Raw genomic sequence first — 17571 nt, forward strand, 5'->3', positions numbered from 1 at the left:
GCGGTTGGGACGCTTCGTGAGCGTTCAGTCATATAAAAAAATATTAAGCATGTCATTGTGTTTACAACCGTTAACATTTCAAATCGATCCGAACACGTTTGTGCAATTTCCTTTTCATAGAGTGAAATGACACAATACAAGCTTCACCGGGACTGTGAGCCCCTCTTCCCGATACCTGGGTAAAATGGAACCATGACGCAACGCAACCTCGCCTGGACGATTGTCGGTTGCCTGCTGGCCATCGCGTCAGCGGCAGAGGCGGGCAATGGCAGACCGTTGTCGCTCGACCGTTCGCGTCTCGAGGGCGGGATGGGTCATGGTGCCGCGTCGTCGGCGTCGCGTCCAGTGGAACCTTCGTTCAATGCCAGCCGCTTGCGGGATATCCGTTTGCGCGAAGCGGTCCGCGATGGCGACATCACCCGGGACGAGGCATTCCGCTTGCGCTCCGACCCTTCCAGCCAGTCGATTTCCTTTCCTCAAGGGCCGTCGCGCGAGCGCCCGGACGCGCTGGGAGACACCCCGGATATCGGCCGCAAACCGAAAAGTTTCTGGCGCGAGCACCGCAAGAAAGCCATCGATACCAACGGCGCCGAAACGCAGTAGTTCCGCTCTTGTTCAAGGCTCCAGAATGACCGATCCGGTGGTTTCCCGGTTTTCCAGCGCGCGATGGGCCTTTGCGGCGTCGGCCAGCGCGAAGCGGTGCGACGGGCGGATCGACAGGGTGCCGTCGGCGACGCGCGAGAAAAGTTCGCCGGAGGATTCCTCGAGCTCCTCACGGGTGGCGATGTAGTCGGCCAGGCGCGGGCGCGTGACGTACAGCGACCCCTTGCCCGCCAGTTGCAGGGGGGCGATGTCGGGCACCGGTCCTGAGGCGTTGCCGAAGCTGACGAACGTGCCGCGGCGGGCCAGGCAATCGAGCGAGACCCGGAAGGTGTCCTTGCCCACCGAGTCGTAAACCACCGGAACACCCTTGCCGCCGGTGATCTCCCGGACCCGCGCGACGACATCCTCGTCGCGGTAATTGATCACGTGGTGACACCCCATCCCGCGGGCCAGCGCGGCCTTGTCCTCCGACCCCACCGTACCGATGATCGTGACATCCATGGCCTTGAGCCATTGCAGGGCGATCTGGCCGACCCCGCCGGCAATGGCGTGCCACAGCACGGTCATGCCCGGCTCGACCCGGAACGTGCGGCGCACCAGATACTCCACCGTCATGCCTTGCAGCATCATCGATGCTGCGGCGTCGTCGCCGATGGTCTCCGGCAGTTTCACGAGAACGGAAGCGGGCAGGAGGCGCGCCGTCGAATAGGCGCCCGGCGTGCCGCCGGCATAGGCCACGCGGTCGCCCGGCGCGACATGGGTGACTCCGGCCCCGACGGCTTCGACCACGCCGGCCGCTTCCTGCCCGAGCCCCGAGGGCAGGGCGACCGGGTACAGGCCGGAGCGCTGGTAGGTGTCGATGAAATTGATGCCGATGGCGCGATGGCGGATCCGGACCTCGCCGGAGCCGGGCGCGCCGACCTCGACGGGAACGAGGCGCAGCACATCCGGGCCGCCGGCGGTGTCGAAGACGATGGCGTGATCCATGGGGAGTTCCTTTCCGAGTGAGTCGCCCCGCCTTCAGGCGCGGGCGAAGTCCGGCAGCGATTCCAGGCATTCCGGCCAGCGCGCGAGACGATGGTCGTCGCCGCTGAACACGGTCTGGCGGGCGCCGCGGAAGTGGCGCGCGGCGATGCGCCAGTCGAGCACTTCATCGCGGGCGCCGAGCACCAGCCAGTAGCGCGAGGGCTCGGGACGCTCGACGTGACGCTCGAAGAGCGTATCCAGATCCGCCCGCGTCAGGATATAGCGTTCGCCGGTATACGGGTTTTCCTGCTCGCCGACGTAGGGGGCGAGATCGAGATCCGGCACGACAGCCGGGTTGATCAGCACGGCGCGCCGGTCGAGTTTCTCGGCAAGCCAGGTGGCGTAAAACCCGCCCAGCGAGCTGCCGATCAGCAGCGTATCGCCGGGCAGCGTGCGGATCAGGTTTTCCGCCTGGGCGAGCGCCATGGCCGGATGAGGTGAGAGGCGGGGGCTGTGGAACAGGTGTCCGGCCCCGAGGCGCTCCATATACGAACGGGTTTCCCCGGCTTTGAGGGACTGGGGGCCGGAGTTGAATCCGTGCAGGTAGACTACTGGTACGAAGGGTTGGCGGCTTTGGGCGTCCATTGGTAGTTCTTCAGCAGCGTTTTGAGTTGGCCGGACTTTTGCAATTGCTCGATGGCCTGGTTCAACTGGTCGACCGGAAACGGCGCGTCCGGCGCGGCGGCGCACATGGTGGGCATCGACGTCACGATCATCGGATGCAGCTTCAGTCGGGCGGCGGAGGCCGGACGACTCTTGGCCCAGAAAGCGAACTCCAGCTCCGAGACCACGGCGACGTCGGAGAGCGATTTGAGGATGGCCTTGAGCTCCAGCTCGAGGTGCGCCTCGTCCTGGCGTATTGCCCGGCCCTGGGCGAACAGGCTGTCCAGCGACGGATAGTTGTAGCCGCGGATGGTGCCGATGCGCTTGCCGGCGAGCTGGGCGCGATCGCGCAGGTCCGGCATCGGCTTGAGCGAGGCGAGCCGTTCTATCTGGGGATAGATTTCCTGGGACCACTGCAGTTTATCGGCATTGGAAAACCACGCCGGGTTGGCGTTGCAGATGATGTGCACCTTGCCCGATTCAATGGACGGTTCCACGCGGCGGCGCGAAATGATGACGAACTCCGGGGTCATCTGCATGGCCCGGGCCAGGGCGGTGCCGATATCGAGAGTCAACCCGCCGCTCAGCTTCTGTCCGGTGAATTCGGCGATCGGCGGCCCGTCGGAGTCCGCCACTCCGATGCGCAGGGTTCCGCCGGCCACGGCGGCGGAACTTGCGAAAAGCATACTGATTAGCAGCAGGTTATTCTTTCGAATCATAAGCTTCTGCGCTCTCGTTCTGAAAAGGGACGGTCATTGCCGGAAAATGGCTGCTATGATGGGCAATTAACGCAAAACCTACTTTGTTGTAGACGAAAACAAAGAATACGCCATGACCCACCCTGTAGAGCAACACCTGGCCCGCCGCATTCTCGTTCTCGACGGGGGCATGGGCACCATGATCCAGCGCCACGAACTCACCGAAAGCGATTATCGCGGCGAACGCTTCGCCGACTGGCCGCACGATGTCAAGGGTAACAACGACCTGCTGGTGCTGACCCGGCCCGATGTCATCGGCGGCATTCACCAGGCCTATCTCGATGCCGGCGCCGATATTCTCGAAACCAATACCTTCAATGCCACCAGCATCGCCATGGCAGACTACCACATGGAGTCGCTGGTCTGGGAAATCAATCATGAGGCGGCCGCGCTGTGCCGGCGCCTGTGCGACGAGACGACGCGCCGCGACCCGTCCCGTCCGCGTTTCGTCGCCGGCGTGCTCGGGCCGACCAACCGCACCTGCTCCATCAGCCCGGACGTCAACGACCCGGGATTTCGCAATATCACCTTCGCCGCGCTGGCCGATGCGTACACCGAGGCGATCGACGGCCTGGTCAAGGGCGGCGCGGATTTCCTCTTGGTGGAGACGGTGTTCGACACCCTGAACGCCAAGGCGGCGGTGTTCGCCATCCACCGCTATTTCGACGAACACGGCGTGACGCTGCCGGTGATGATTTCCGGCACCATCACCGACCAGTCCGGCCGAACCCTGACCGGCCAGACCACCGAGGCGTTCTACAACAGTCTTGCGCATGCGCGGGCCCTGTCGTTCGGCCTCAACTGCGCGCTGGGCCCCGATCTGTTGCGCCAGTATGTCGAGGAAATGGGCCGGGTGTGCGCGGGCTACGTGTCGGCCCATCCCAATGCCGGTCTGCCCAACGCCTTCGGCGGTTATGACCTCGATCCGCAGGCCATGGCGCGCGAAATCCGCGGCTGGGCCGAGGATGGCCTGCTCAACATCGTCGGCGGCTGTTGCGGCACCACGCCGGAGCACATCGCCGCCATCGCGCGCGCGGTGGACGGGGTGGCGCCGCGCGCCTTGCCCGCGCCCGCGCCGCGCTGCCGCCTGGCCGGCCTTGAGCCGTTCAATATCGGCGACGGGGACCTGTTCGTCAATGTCGGGGAGCGCACCAACGTCACCGGCTCGAAGGCGTTCGCCCGGCTGATCCTCAACGGCGATTATCCCGCCGCGCTGGAGGTCGCGCGCCAGCAAGTGGAAAACGGCGCGCAGATCATCGACATCAACATGGACGAGGGCATGCTCGACGCCGAAGCGGCGATGGTGCGGTTTCTGAACCTGATCGCCGCGGAGCCGGACATCGCCCGTGTGCCGGTGATGATCGACTCTTCGCGATGGAATGTCATCGAGGCCGGACTCCAGTGTGTGCAGGGCAAAGGGATCGTCAATTCCATCTCCCTGAAGGAGGGCGAGGAAGCGTTCCTGCGTCAGGCGCGGCTGGTGAGGCGCTACGGCGCGGCGGTGATCGTGATGGCGTTCGACGAAACCGGGCAGGCCGATACCTATGAGCGCAAGATCGCCATTTGCGAGCGTTCCTACCGGATCCTCACCCGGGAGGCGGGTTTCCCGCCCGAGGACATCATCTTCGATCCGAATATCTTCGCGGTGGCCACCGGCATCGAGGAGCACGCCCGCTACGGACTGGATTTCATCGACGCCACCGGCTGGATCCGCGAACACCTGCCGCATGCCAAGGTCTCCGGCGGCGTGTCGAATGTCTCGTTTTCCTTCCGCGGCAACAACCGGGTGCGCGAAGCGATCCACGCGGTGTTTCTCTATCACGCCATCGCGCGCGGCATGACCATGGGCATCGTCAACGCCGGCGCGCTCGAAGTGTACGAGGAAGTCGATCCGCTTTTGCGCGAGCGCATCGAGGATGTGGTGCTGATGCGCGAACCGAAGGACGGCGGGGATGCCACCGAACACCTGATCGCGCTGGCTGAAACCTTCAAGGGCGAGGCCGCCGCCGGCAAGGCCGAGGATCTGGCCTGGCGCGAGCGTCCGGTGGCCGGGCGTCTGGAGCACGCGCTGGTCAAGGGCATCACCACCTATATCGTCGAAGACACCGAAGAGGCGCGCCGATCGCTGCCCAGGCCGATCAATGTGATCGAAGGGCCGTTGATGGACGGCATGAACGTGGTCGGCGATCTGTTCGGTTCGGGCAAGATGTTCCTGCCGCAAGTGGTGAAGTCGGCGCGCGTGATGAAGCAGGCGGTGGCCTATCTGGAGCCGTTCATCGAAGAAGAAAAACGCCGCCTTGGCACCGCCGGCGCGCGCGCGAAGGGCACCATCGTGATGGCCACGGTCAAGGGCGATGTCCACGATATCGGCAAGAATATTGTTGGCGTGGTGCTGCGCTGCAACAACTACGAAGTCATCGATCTGGGCGTCATGGTGTCCTGCCAGACCATTCTGGATGCCGCGCGCGAACACAAGGCCGACATCATCGGCTTGTCGGGCCTGATCACGCCGAGCCTCGAGGAGATGTGCCATGTGGCGCGGGAGATGCAGCGCCAGGGGTTCGCCATTCCGCTGCTGATCGGCGGCGCGACGACCTCGCGCACGCATACCGCGGTGAAGATCGCGCCCAATTACCACGGGCCGGTTGTCTATGTGCCGGACGCGAGCCGCGCGGTCGGGGTGTGCGCGTCCCTGCTTTCCGACGAACTCGCCGACGGGTACAAGGCGGCGCTCACCGAGGAGTATGAAACCGTCCGCGCCATTCACGCCAACCGCAAGGAAGGCAGGCTTGTCAGCCTCGGCGAGGCGCGCGACAACCGCATGAACACCGACTGGGCGGCTTACGCGCCACCCGTCCCCGCCTGGCTGGGGGTGCGGCGTTTTACCGATTACCCGCTCGAGGACATCGCCCGCTATATCGACTGGACACCGTTTTTCCAGAGCTGGGAGCTGGCCGGGCGTTATCCCGCGATTCTCGACGACGAGGTGGTCGGCGAGTCGGCAAGGGCGCTCTGGCAGGACGCGCGCGCCATGCTGGACACACTGATCCGCGAGAAGTGGCTGACCGCCAACGCCGTGATCGGCCTGTTTCCGGCGCACAGCGTGAACCACGACGATATCGCCGTGCTCGATCCGGACAGCGGCGAGACGCGCATGACCTGGGTCGGGCTGCGCCAGCAGTTGCCGAGGGCGGCAGGACAGGACGGCAAGACGCCGTCCAACCGCGCTCTGGCCGACCTTGTCGCGCCGGCGGACAGCGGGGTGCGGGATTACATCGGCGCGTTTGCCGTGACGGCGGGAATCGGCATCGATACGCATGTCGCCCGCTTCGAGGCGGCCGGCGACGACTACTCGGCGATCATGCTCAAAGCGCTGGCCGACCGGCTGGCCGAGGCGTTCGCCGAACGGATGCACGAGAGGGTGCGCAAGGAGTTCTGGGGGTACGCGCCGGACGAAGCGCTGGACAACGAGGGGCTGATCGACGAAGCCTATCGCGGCATCCGGCCGGCGCCCGGGTATCCGGCTTGCCCGGATCACACCGTCAAGCGCGCGCTGTTCGCGCTGCTGGACGCGCCGGGAATCGGCATGACGCTGACCGAGGGGTACGCGATGCTGCCCACCGCGGCGGTGAGCGGGTTTTATTTCAGCCACCCGGCGGGCCGCTATTTCGGCGTGGGCAAGATCGGCCGCGATCAGGTGGAGAACTACGCGGCGCGGCGCGGCATCAGCGTGGCCGAAGCCGAGCGCGATCTGGCGCCCAGCCTCGGCTACCCGCCAGGCGCCGCCTGAGGCTCAGCGCGCGGCCTTGAGCGGCGCGGGCTCGATGGCGACCGTGGTGGCGCCGTCGGACAGCCACATCGTGCCGTCCTGCACGGTGGCCGTCAGCTGCATGCCGCGCTGGCAGAGCGCGGCCAGCGCGGTCAGGGTTTCCGGCTCGATGCGCCATACCGCGAGGTTGTCGAAACGCGCGTAGCGGTCGCCGTTCTGCTGCCACCAGACATCGCCCGACCGGCCGCCGTAGCTGTATACCGTCACCGCGGCGGCGCGCCCGGCCGCGCGGCGCAGGCGTTTTTCGTCGGGCTCGCCAAGCTCGATCCAGTGCTCGATTTCGCCGGCGAGGTTGTGCTGCCACAGATCCGGTTCGTCATCGACCGAGATGCCGCGCGTGAACGCCAGCGTCTCGCTGGCGTTCAACGCGAACACCGCGATGCGCAGCATCATGCGCTCCAGGGTTTCCGACGGGTGCTGGGCCAGGGTCAGGCTATGGCTGGCGTAGTAGTTCCTGTCCATGTCGGAGAGGGACAGGTCGGCTTTGTAAATGGTTGCCTTCAGGGCCATGGGAGTGCGTTCCGTCTGATCAATGCGACAGTGTAACCGATGACGCCATTCCCAAGCCGGGCAAATACCGTTAGACTGCGGCCTCCCGCGTGGCACCAATTCACCGCGGTGGTTCCGCTTCATTTCGAAGTGTTCCGTTTTTTCTTCTACCGCAACGTCTGCCTGGATTGGAGTCGCGCACCGGCGCGGCGGGCCGTCGCTGGAGTCATCATGTCCGACCTTACCTTCAACGACCTCGGTCTGTCCGAGGCCCTGCTGCGCGCCGTCGCCGAGACCGGTTACCAACATCCCACCCCGATCCAGGCGCAGGCGATTCCTCTGGTGCTCGCCGGCGGGGACCTGCTGGCCGCCGCCCAGACCGGCACCGGCAAAACCGCCGGCTTCACCCTGCCGCTGCTGCAGCGTCTGGGAACCCACGCCTCGCGACAGGCGGGCCGTCCGCGCGCGCTGGTCCTGACGCCGACGCGCGAACTGGCCGCCCAGGTCGAGGAGTCGGTGCGCATCTACGGCAAATACCTGCCGCACCGCTCGATGGTGATGTTCGGCGGCGTCGGGTTCAACCCCCAGGCTTCGCAGCTCAGAAAACCGGTCGACATCCTGGTGGCGACACCGGGCCGTCTGCTCGATCATGTCAGCCAGAAAACCCTCGACCTGTCCGGGGTCGAAATCCTGGTGCTCGACGAAGCCGACCGCATGCTCGACATGGGCTTCATCCACGATATCCGCAAGGTGCTGGCGCTGCTGCCGGCTCGGCGGCAGAACCTGCTGTTCTCGGCGACCTTCTCCGACGAGATCAAGGCGCTGGCCGACCGCCTGCTCGACAACCCGGGCCTTGTGGAAGTCGCGCGTCGCAACACCACCAGCGAACAGGTGCGCCAGCGCGTCCATCTGGTCGATCGCGACCGCAAGACCGAACTCCTGACGCATCTGATCCGCGAAGGCAACTGGCATCAGGTGCTGGTGTTCACCCGCACCAAGCACGGCGCCAACCGCCTCGCGGAAAAACTCGACAAGAGCGGCATCACCGCCGCGGCGATCCACGGCAACAAGAGCCAGGGCGCCCGCACCCGCGCGCTGGCCGACTTCAAGTCCAACGATCTGCAGGTGCTGGTGGCCACCGATATCGCCGCGCGCGGCCTGGATATCGATCTGCTGCCGCATGTGGTGAATTTCGAACTGCCCAATGTGCCCCAGGACTATGTGCACCGTATCGGCCGGACCGGCCGCGCCGGTTCCACGGGCGATGCCGTCTCGCTGGTGTGCGTTGACGAATTCCGTTTTCTCGAGGACATTGAGAAGCTGACCCGGCAGTCGATCGAACGCTTCGTCATCCCCGGTTTCGAGGCGGATCTGACCGTCAAGCCCGAGCCGATCCCGATGGGCCGCGGGCAGTCGATGCGTGGCGGCGCCGCCAGGGGCAATGCCGGGCGCGCCGGAAACGGTCAACGCAAACCCGCGGCTCCTCGCGCCGGCCAGTCCGAACCGCGCCAGCGCAACGGTTCGGACAATCAGTCGCGGCGCAAACCGTCGGGGCAGAGCCGCCGCACGCCGGGCGGCCGCTGATCACTGCCGGGAGGTTTCCTGTACGCGGAGGGCCGTTGAATGCCGAAACGACTCAGCCTCACCCTCATGGCGGCCTGTCTTCTGTCCCTGGGCGGGACGGCTTTTGCGATGACGCGCCTGACGCTGTCGAATCAGGAGTGGCCGCCCTACATGGGCGAGCAGTTGCAGGAGGGCGGCATGCTGACGGCGCTGGTGTCGGCGGTGCTCGACAAGGCGGGCCTGAGCGCCCGCTACGTCTACCTGCCCAACAACCGCGCGCTCGCCAGCGCCCGCTCCGGAAAACTGGACGGCGCCGTCGGCTGGGCGCCGACGCCCGAACGTAGCCGGGAGCTGGTTTTCACCGAACCCGTGCTGATGGCGCGCATGGTGTTTTTCCAGCGCAAGGGCGAGCGCCTTCCGTGGTCTTCCCTGCGGGACCTGTCCCGCTACCGGATCGGCATCACGATCGGCAATACCTATTCCGAAGTCTTCTCCAGCCTGCAGGCGCAGGGCGTGCTGCATACCGATGGCGCCGGCGACGACCTGACCAATCTCAGAAAACTGCAGGCCGGCCGGATCGACCTGTTCCCCATCGAGGCCGATGTCGGCCGCTATCTCGTCGCCCGCTACCTCAATGGCGGTAACAGCGGGCTGACTCCGCAATCCCGGGCGTTCTGGACCGCGCCGCTGTGCGTCGCGATCCGCGCCGACCGGCCGAATGCCCGCGAGATGGTGGCGCGCTTCAACCACGCGCTGCGCGCCATGAAAGCGAGCGGCGAGCTGGAGCGACGGGTGGCGGCCTATCGCGCCGGCAACGGCTCCTCTTTCCACTGAAGGCTCGCGGCCAGGCGCCGCGCGAGCGCCGGATCGCTGACCGTTCCCGCCAGCAATTGCGCGCCGGCCATCAGCGCCAGCAACGATTCGGGCGACAGCTCGAGCACATGCCGCTTGCCGGCCATCGCCTTGCGCAACTCGGCGAGCAACTGCTCGATGCCATCGGTGAAGGCCTGGCGCGATGGGTTGTCGCGTCGCGCGAGTTCTCCTGCCAGAGTGGCGACCGGGCAGGGCGCGGGCGGCAAGGGAGCGTCGTTTTGCGCGAGGTAGGCGCCGACCGCTTCGCGCAGCGCGTCGGGACCGGCGGCGTCGAAGCGGGATCGCCACTCGTCGGCCAATTGGCCAAGGCTGTGCCGGCAGGCCGCGGCGACCAGGTCCTCCTTGTCCTTGAAATGGGCGTAAAAGCCGCCGTGCGTAAGACCGAGGTCCGCCATCAGATTGGCGATGCCGACAGACTGGATGCCTTCGGAGCGGAAGCGCAGGGCGGCGGTGTCGATGATTTTCTGTCGTATGACAGTTTTATGATCGCGTGGATATCGCATGTTGTGTCATGTATCCCGGATACTGTCGTTACATGATGGGGATCATACTAATTTAGCTCATAAGTTTCAATAACATAGACGCACTTCCTGCGCCATGGTTCTGATCAAGAATCACAGGGTATGTCACAGAAAAACCTCACTTTCGTCTCCCCGATGCAACATGGCAGGCTACTTGACGGCAATGTCATAGCCCCTGGAAAAGCGTCGACGTACAATACCCGGTTTAAAAAAACGATATCGCCTTAGAGCATCCCGAGCGGAATCCCGGAACCCACGAAACAACCGATGAATTTCCTGCAAGCGCACTTCGGACCTTGATATGGAATTACCCGTTTCTCGAGCGTTTCCCGCCCCGTGGGGCGGCGCGGTGCTGACTCTGTTCGCCTATCTGGCCGCGGGCGCGCTGCTGTGCGGCGGTCTCGCGCCGGAGCAGGCCGCTCCCTGCCTGATCTGGTTGCCCGCCGGCATCGCCCTGGCTTCCGTCATCCTGTGGGGCGCCTGGATGGCGGCGCCGATTTTCATTGCTTCCCTGCTGTTCACGGCCTGGCAGTCGGCGGCCGGCCCCACGACATGGTTCGCCATCCCCTGCTTCAATACCGCAGGCTCGCTGCTGGGCGGCCTGCTCGTGCGCAAGCGACGCACCCAGCGCCTCCCCGTCTTCCGCGTGGTCGACGCCGTCAGCCTGCTTGGGCTTGGCATCGGTGTATCCGCCATCGTCTCGGCGTTTGGCGGCATTGCCGTTCCGGGCTTGCAGGAAGGCGCGCGGCCCGTCATCGGCCGGTATGCGGACTGGTGGATTTCCGATATGGCCGGTGCCGCCGCCTGCGCGCCGTTGCTGCTTTTCTGCATGGCCCGCGACCGGATATGCCGGGCCGGCGAAGCGGTGTCCTGGGCGGAAACCGCGCTGGTCTCGCTGGTGACGCTGACGCTCGCCTTCCTGGTGTATTTCCGTCTTGACGGCATGTCGGGCCGCTACGAGGTGTGGCCGGTGCTGTTGCTGCTGCCACTCTTGTGGGCGGCGACGCGGTTGCCGCTGCTGCTGGCCCAGTTGCTCGGCAGCGCCGTGATGCTGATGGCCGTTTTCGCCTCGGCGCGGGGCATCGGCGCCTTTCATGCCGGGCCGCCCGGCCTGCAATCGGACAACACGGCCCTGATGGTGTTGGTCCAGTCGGCGATCCTCCTGATCATCGGCGCCCAGGTCGCCGAGCGGCGCGACGCCGAAGACAGCGCAAGGCAGGCCAATCTGTGGCTGGAGCGCAAAGTCGCCGAGCGCAGCCGCGCCCTGGCCGAAAGCGAAGCCCGTTTCCGGGATCTGGCCGATACCGCGCCGGTGCCGCTGGCGGTGAGCCGCTTCGGGGACGGTTCGGTGCTGTACGTGAATCAGAAGGCCAGGGAAATGTTCCAGGTCGAGGACAGTCCGTTCTCCCTGTGCGTCGAAGACTTTTATGTCAGCCGCAGCGCGCGCGCCCAGATCCTGGAGCGCCTCGATGCGCTCGAGTACCTGCAGGATCACGAGATGGAGCTCAAGGACAGCCTGGGACGGCAGTTTTGGGCGATGGTCAGCTGCACCTTGATTCGCCGCGATGGCGAGAAGCAGATCATTATCGGCATCAGCGACATCAGCAGCCGCAAGGTCAGGGAGCAGTCGCTGCAGATGGCCAACCGGGCCTTGCAGGCGCACCTGGTTGAAGTGGAAAGCCGTCACCAGGGCTTGCGTGATCAGGCCATGCGCGATCCGCTCACGGGGCTTTTCAACCGGCGTTTTCTTGATCAGGTATTGCCCGAGCACGTCTCGCTGTGCCGCTTCAGCGGCAGCCAGCTGGCCATCGTGATGATCGATGTGGATCATTTCAAAACCATCAACGATACCTGGGGACATCGCGGAGGCGACGATGTTCTGGCCACGCTGGGCGCCTATCTGTCCGACCAGTTCCGCAGCAGCGATCTGGTTTGCCGCTATGGCGGCGAGGAGTTCGTTGTCGTCATGCCGGACACGCCGCCGGACATGGCGCAGGCCCGGGCCGTCGAACTGTGCGAAATGCTGCGCACCAAAACCTTTTACGCCAACGGCCATCCCATCTCCATCACGATGTCGGTCGGGATGGCGGCGTTTCCGCTGCATGGCGACGATGCGGGGCCGCTGCTATTGCGTGCCGACGAAGCGCTTTACCAGGCCAAGCGCGAAGGCCGCGACCGCGTTGTGGTGGCCTCCGTTCCTCGCGCCTGAAGTCTTGCCGGCCCGTGCTAACATTGAGGCATGGAACTATACCGATTCATGCAGCAACAAGGGTTCGGCAGCCGCAAGGAATGCCGCCAACTGATCGAAGCGGGGCTCGTGCTCGTCGACGGCGAGGAGCCCGCGGACTACCGGCAGGCGGTCGAGCCGGCCTCGGTCGGCGAACTGGTCGTGGACGGCGAGATCTGGGAGCCGGTGGCGTTGCCCCTGTACCTGATGATGCACAAGCCGGCCGGCTACGAAACCTCCCACAAACCGATGCATCACCCGAGCGTGTTTTCATTGCTGCCCTGGCAGTTTTCCATGATGGACATCTCGGCGGTCGGCCGGCTCGATGTCGACACCACCGGGCTTTTGCTGTTCACCACCGATGGCCGGTTCGTCCATGCCTTGACCTCTCCGCGCCGTCATGTGCCCAAATGCTACGAAATTCTGCTCAAGCACCCTGTCGACGAGGCGTTCGCCGCGCACTTGAAGAAAGGCGTGTTCCTCCGGGACGACAATGAGCGGGTCGCGGCCGATGCGGTGGAGCTGGTCGATGAAATCACCGTCAGAATGACGATTTCCCAGGGCAAATACCATCAGGTCAAGCGCATGGTGGCCGCCGCCGGAAACCGGGTATCGGAACTGCACCGGCTGGCGTTTGGCGAGCTTGAGCTGGGCTCGCTGGAAGAAGGGCAGTGGCGTCACCTGTCCGGGGCGGAGCGTGGCGCGTTCGGGTTTTGACCGGCGCGCCGCCGGTACAGGGTACTGCGGCTGACGCCCAGCTCGCGCGCCGCCCGGCTGACATTGCCGCCGTGGCGGGCGAGGCAGGCCTCGAGTTCCGAGTGCCGTGCCTTGGGCCGTGCAGAAAACGTGAAAGGCAGATCCTCCGGCGTCAGCCGCGCTCCGTCCTCGGCCAGCGCGACAAGGGTACGCGCCAGATTGTCCATTTCCCGCAGGTTGCCCGGCCAGGAGTGCCGGGCGAATACCTCAAGCAACGCATCCGATACCGTGATTCTCCGGGTCCACGCGCCGTGCTCGGCGAAAAGCCGCAGCGCGACTTCGCGCAGGTCGCCGCGCTCGCGCAGGGCCGGCAGGGCGACCGGATAGTGGCAGAGACGGTAATACAGATCGGCGCGGAACGCGCCGGACTCGACCAGGGAGGGCAGATCGCGGTGTGTGGCGGCAATCAGCCGGAAATCCGTCTTGCGCGGCCGGCCGCCGCCCAGGGGCACGACTTCCCTGTCCTGCAGGACACGCAACAGCCGTGCCTGCAGGGCGAGCGGCATGTCCCCGATTTCGTCGAGGAACAGAATGCCGCCATCCGCTTCGCACAACCGTCCCGGATTGCCTTGGCGCCTTGCGCCGGTGAAGGCGCCGTCGACATAGCCGAACAGCTCGGCCTCGGCGAGCGACTCGGGAATCGCGGCGCAGTTGATGGCCACGAAGGGCTTGCCGCGGCGGCGGCTTGAGCCGTGCAGTGCGCGAGCCATGCGCTCTTTGCCCGTACCCGTCTCCCCGAGCAGCAGAACGGGGATATCCGCTTCCAGCAGCTTCCGGCATGTGGACAGGGCCTTGTCCGGCAAACCCGCCGCGGTGCCTCCATCCGGCGCCGCTGCCGTGTCCGCGCGGGGTCCGCTGCGCACCCGTCCATCATCCTGCAACGGCGAGGCGGGAAGGCGGAATACCGTTTCCCGGGTCGCCTGTCCGATCGCTTCGGTATCAAGGCCCAGACGCGCGAGCGCCGACGAGGTGGCCGCGCACAGGCGGCCTTCGTCGTCGAACGCCAGCCGGGCGGTATCCGACGCGCCGCCGGCGGGCAGAACGAGGCGCTGTCCCGCCGGGTGATCCGTGTCGAAGAGCGCGGCCTCGATGGATTCCGCCGCCTGATTGATCAACCGCGCCAGGCCGCGGCCCAGACGGCTTGGCAGTCCGGAGATATCCAAAATGCCGAGCACATGTCCGGAGGGCGCGAGAATCGGCCGGGCAAGGCATGCCAGCGCACGGTTGCAGGACAGGTAATGTTCGGCGCCGCGCACCAGCACGGCCTGTCGCTCGGCCAGCGCGGTGCCGATGGCATTGGTGCCGCGGCTGGTTTCCGCCCAATCCATGCCGGGGGTGAGATTCACGCGCTCCGCCTTGTCCAGAAAGTCGGGATGGCCGCGGCTTTGCAGGATCAAGCCATCGCGATCCGCCACCACGAGCACGTGCCCGGCCCGGTGCGCGGCCTCGAAAAGCCGGTCCAGATGGGGCTCCGCCACGGCGAGCCAATCCCCGTTCTCTTCCAGCCGTTCGGCAAGACGCGCCGCCTCCAGCCGTTCGCGGCGAGCCGGCCGCTCCGGCGTCAGCCCCTGCTCCCGGCAGCGCAGCCAAGAGGCGAGAATGGGTCGGGACGTCATCGATTCGGGCAATTGCCCCTCCTCGAAAAAACGGCGCCGGGCTTCGTTCAGTGTTGCGCAGGATGTCAGCGGTGGCATGGCGGTCTCCTGTCGCGATGTCGCGCGACAACTGTCGCAGTATGCGACAGTCACGGGCCGCTTTGCAGCCTGGTAAAGGGGTCTGTTTCTCTATTCCTGGCGGCGGATTTGTGCTGCGCCGCGAAAAACCCGGGCGATGCGATTGGCATGGCGGCCCGGGCGATTTGTTGCGCTGCGCAATCCGTTGGGGCTGGCACGGTTTGTGCCCTGTTGCGGATATGCCCCGTCCGGGGGGCCGATAATCAGGAGACAGACATGCCTACGCTCGAACCCGGCAAAACCGGTTACCCTCTTGAACTGAAAACCCGTTACGCCAATTACATCGGCGGACAGTGGGTGCCGCCCGTCAACGGCCGTTATTTCGAGAATGTCACTCCGGTGACCGGCCGCACGCTGTGCGAGATTCCCCGCTCCGGCGCCGAAGACATCGAGCTGGCGCTGGACGCGGCGCATGCGGCGCGGGCCCGCTGGGGGCACACGCCGGTGACCGAGCGCGCCATCGCGCTCAATCGCATCGCCGACTGCATGGAGCAGAACCTCGAATTGCTGGCGACCGTGGAAACCTGGGACAACGGCAAACCGATCCGCGAAACCCGCGCGGCGGACATTCCGTTGGCCATCGATCATTTTCGCTATTTCGCCTCCTGCATCCGCGCCCAGGAAGGTTCCCTCGGCGAGATCGACAGCCACACCGTGTCCTACCATTTTCACGAGCCGCTCGGCGTGGTCGGGCAGATCATTCCGTGGAATTTCCCCATCCTGATGGCCGCCTGGAAGCTCGCGCCCGCGCTGGCCGCCGGCAATTGCGTGGTCCTCAAGCCGGCCGAACAGACCCCGTTGTCCATTTTGCTGCTGATGGAGTTGATCGGCGACCTGTTGCCGCCTGGCGTGCTCAATGTGGTGAACGGCTTCGGCGTGGAGGCCGGCAAACCGCTGGCGAGCTCGCCCCGCATCGCCAAGATCGCCTTCACCGGGGAGACCGGCACCGGGCGGCTGATCATGCAATACGCCTCGGCGAACCTGATTCCGGTCACGCTGGAACTGGGCGGCAAGTCGCCGAACATCTTTTTCGGGGATGTCGCCGACAAGGACGACGCGTTCCTGGACAAGGCGGTGGAAGGTTTTGTGATGTTCGCGCTCAATCAGGGAGAAGTCTGCACTTGCCCGAGCCGTGCCCTCATCCAGTCCTCGATCTACGACCGCTTCATGGAAAAGGCGCTGGCGCGGGTGGCCGCCATCCGCCAGGGCAATCCGCTGGACGACGCCACCATGATCGGCGCCCAGGCCTCCCGCGAGCAGATGGACAAGATCCAGTCCTATCTGACCATCGGGCGCGAAGAAGGCGCGCAGGTGCTCGCCGGCGGCGAGCGCGCTCACCTAGGCGGGGATCTGGAGGGCGGTTTTTACATCCAGCCGACGGTGTTCAAGGGACATAACCGCATGCGGGTGTTCCAGGAGGAAATCTTCGGACCCGTGGTGTCGGTGACGACATTCGAGGATATCGACGAGGCGCTGCACATTGCCAACGACACGCTTTACGGCCTTGGCGCCGGTGTCTGGACCCGCAATATCAACACCGCCTTCACCATGGGGCGCCATATCGAGGCAGGCCGGGTCTGGACCAATTGTTACCACGCCTATCCGGCGCACGCGGCGTTCGGCGGATACAAGCAGTCGGGTATCGGCCGGGAAACCCACAAGATGATGCTTGAGCATTATCAGCAGACCAAGAACCTGCTGGTGAGCTATACCGAGGAGGCTCTCGGATTCTTCTGACGTGGAGTCTTGCAGGAAATACAGGGAAAAGCCGCTATGTTTTGCGGCTTTTTTTATTTTTCGTGGAAAATCGATGAACTTGCTGGCTTTAAGAGACTCTTTTAAAAGATATGAAAACTCATTGAGGAATTACTATGCTGGATTCGTTGGTAACCCAATTCGTGTTGATGTGGGCGGTGATCGACCCGGTCGGCACCATTCCTGTCTTTCTGGACCGCACATCGGGCTTTGGCGAGGCGCAAAAGCGCAATGTGGCGAAAAAAGCGGTGATGGTATCCGCGGGCATCCTGCTGTTTTTTCTCGCGGCGGGGCAATTGTTGCTCGAAGGCATGAAAGTGCCGCTGCCGGCGTTTCAGGTCGCGGGCGGCCTTGTGCTGTTCCTGTTCGCCCTGACGATGATTTTCGGGGCGGGCAAGCCCGAATCGGAACAGAGCATGCCCTCGGCGGCCGATGTGGCGGTGTTCCCGCTGGCCGTGCCGTCGATCGCGTCGCCCGGCGCGATGCTGGCGGTGGTGTTGCTCACCGATAATCACCGCTTCGCCCCTGCGCAGCAGGCGGTGACGGCGCTCCTGATGCTGCTGGTGCTGTTCGCCACGTATGGCCTGCTGGTGTCCGCCTCCCGTCTGCACCGCCATATCGGCGATATCGGCGCTTCGGTGGTCAGCCGGGTGATGGGGCTGATTCTCGCGTCGATCGCGGTCAGTCAGGTGCTGGACGGCATCAAGGCGTCGTTCGGGCTGGCCGGATGACAGAAAGCCCGGGAGGTTTTTTTACCGGGATTTTTTGCGGGTTTTACCCGGATCGTTCCATGCCATAGGTATTTTTTGTGCGTTTCGTTACGTATTTAATGAAA

Annotated in this window: 14 protein-coding genes; 8 read left to right on the plus strand and 6 right to left on the minus strand. The window is 64.9% G+C overall.

Going from position 1 to position 17571, the window contains the following annotated elements:
• The first annotated feature begins 192 nt into the window (after positions 1 to 192).
• Positions 193 to 603, plus strand: a complete 411-nt coding sequence (locus tag JNO50_RS00840; protein ID WP_189532854.1) for a hypothetical protein — start codon at positions 193 to 195, stop codon at positions 601 to 603.
• A gap of 12 nt (positions 604 to 615) precedes the next feature.
• On the opposite strand, the gene JNO50_RS00845 is transcribed toward JNO50_RS00840, so the two are convergent.
• From JNO50_RS00845 to JNO50_RS00855, 3 genes are read right to left on the minus strand one after another with little or no spacing between them, the layout of a single operon-like run.
• Positions 616 to 1590, minus strand: coding sequence for a quinone oxidoreductase family protein (locus JNO50_RS00845; RefSeq protein WP_189532855.1), 975 nt, complete (start codon positions 1588 to 1590; stop codon positions 616 to 618).
• Positions 1591 to 1623: 33 nt separating this feature from the next.
• Positions 1624 to 2214: a YqiA/YcfP family alpha/beta fold hydrolase gene (locus tag JNO50_RS00850; RefSeq protein ID WP_189532857.1), complete on the minus strand. Its 591-nt coding sequence runs from the start codon at positions 2212 to 2214 to the stop codon at positions 1624 to 1626.
• The gene (locus tag JNO50_RS00855) at positions 2178 to 2918 is read right to left on the minus strand and encodes a substrate-binding periplasmic protein (RefSeq protein WP_229804577.1); all 741 of its coding nucleotides are present in this window, start codon (positions 2916 to 2918) and stop codon (positions 2178 to 2180) included. Before JNO50_RS00855 ends, JNO50_RS00850 begins: the two co-directional genes overlap by 37 nt.
• 145 nt (positions 2919 to 3063) lie before the next feature.
• Between JNO50_RS00855 and metH the strand changes: the two genes are divergently transcribed.
• A complete protein-coding gene (gene metH / locus JNO50_RS00860) occupies positions 3064 to 6780 on the plus strand; it encodes a methionine synthase (RefSeq protein ID WP_189532861.1) in 3717 nt (1238 codons plus the stop codon).
• Between the two features lie 3 nt (positions 6781 to 6783).
• On the opposite strand, the gene JNO50_RS00865 is transcribed toward metH, so the two are convergent.
• Complete coding sequence (locus JNO50_RS00865; protein ID WP_189532862.1) at positions 6784 to 7329, minus strand: YaeQ family protein; 546 nt, start codon at positions 7327 to 7329, stop codon at positions 6784 to 6786.
• Positions 7330 to 7539: 210 nt separating this feature from the next.
• Here JNO50_RS00865 and JNO50_RS00870 point away from each other — a divergent pair, with 210 nt between their 5' ends.
• A complete protein-coding gene (locus tag JNO50_RS00870) occupies positions 7540 to 8892 on the plus strand; it encodes a DEAD/DEAH box helicase (RefSeq protein WP_189532864.1) in 1353 nt (450 codons plus the stop codon).
• A gap of 39 nt (positions 8893 to 8931) precedes the next feature.
• Positions 8932 to 9705, plus strand: coding sequence for a substrate-binding periplasmic protein (locus JNO50_RS00875; RefSeq protein ID WP_215796444.1), 774 nt, complete (start codon positions 8932 to 8934; stop codon positions 9703 to 9705).
• Here the strand turns inward: JNO50_RS00875 and JNO50_RS00880 are convergent.
• Entirely contained in the window at positions 9672 to 10247 is a 576-nt protein-coding gene (locus tag JNO50_RS00880) for a TetR/AcrR family transcriptional regulator (protein ID WP_189532866.1), read from the minus strand. The two genes, JNO50_RS00875 and JNO50_RS00880, sit on opposite strands and share 34 nt — an antisense overlap.
• Before the next feature lie 319 nt (positions 10248 to 10566).
• Here JNO50_RS00880 and JNO50_RS00885 point away from each other — a divergent pair, with 319 nt between their 5' ends.
• A complete protein-coding gene (locus tag JNO50_RS00885; RefSeq protein ID WP_189532868.1) occupies positions 10567 to 12474 on the plus strand; it encodes a sensor domain-containing diguanylate cyclase in 1908 nt (635 codons plus the stop codon).
• A 30-nt stretch (positions 12475 to 12504) separates the two neighbouring features.
• On the plus strand, positions 12505 to 13209 hold the full coding sequence (locus tag JNO50_RS00890; protein ID WP_189532870.1) for a pseudouridine synthase: 705 nt from the start codon (positions 12505 to 12507) through the stop codon (positions 13207 to 13209).
• On the opposite strand, the gene JNO50_RS00895 is transcribed toward JNO50_RS00890, so the two are convergent.
• Positions 13170 to 14942 carry a sigma-54-dependent Fis family transcriptional regulator gene (locus JNO50_RS00895; RefSeq protein WP_189532872.1) on the minus strand — a complete coding sequence of 591 codons (1773 nt, stop codon included), beginning with the start codon at positions 14940 to 14942 and terminating at the stop codon, positions 13170 to 13172. The two genes, JNO50_RS00890 and JNO50_RS00895, sit on opposite strands and share 40 nt — an antisense overlap.
• Positions 14943 to 15197: 255 nt before the next feature.
• Between JNO50_RS00895 and adh the strand changes: the two genes are divergently transcribed.
• Together adh and JNO50_RS00905 are read left to right on the plus strand one after the other, a co-directional pair.
• Positions 15198 to 16718, plus strand: a complete 1521-nt coding sequence (gene adh, locus JNO50_RS00900) for an aldehyde dehydrogenase (RefSeq protein ID WP_189532874.1) — start codon at positions 15198 to 15200, stop codon at positions 16716 to 16718.
• A 134-nt stretch (positions 16719 to 16852) separates the two neighbouring features.
• Positions 16853 to 17467, plus strand: coding sequence for a MarC family protein (locus JNO50_RS00905; RefSeq protein ID WP_189532876.1), 615 nt, complete (start codon positions 16853 to 16855; stop codon positions 17465 to 17467).
• Positions 17468 to 17571 lie beyond the last annotated feature (104 nt).

Origin of the sequence: Paludibacterium paludis (assembly GCF_018802605.1) — a bacterium.
GTDB classification, from domain to species: domain Bacteria; phylum Pseudomonadota; class Gammaproteobacteria; order Burkholderiales; family Chromobacteriaceae; genus Paludibacterium; species Paludibacterium paludis.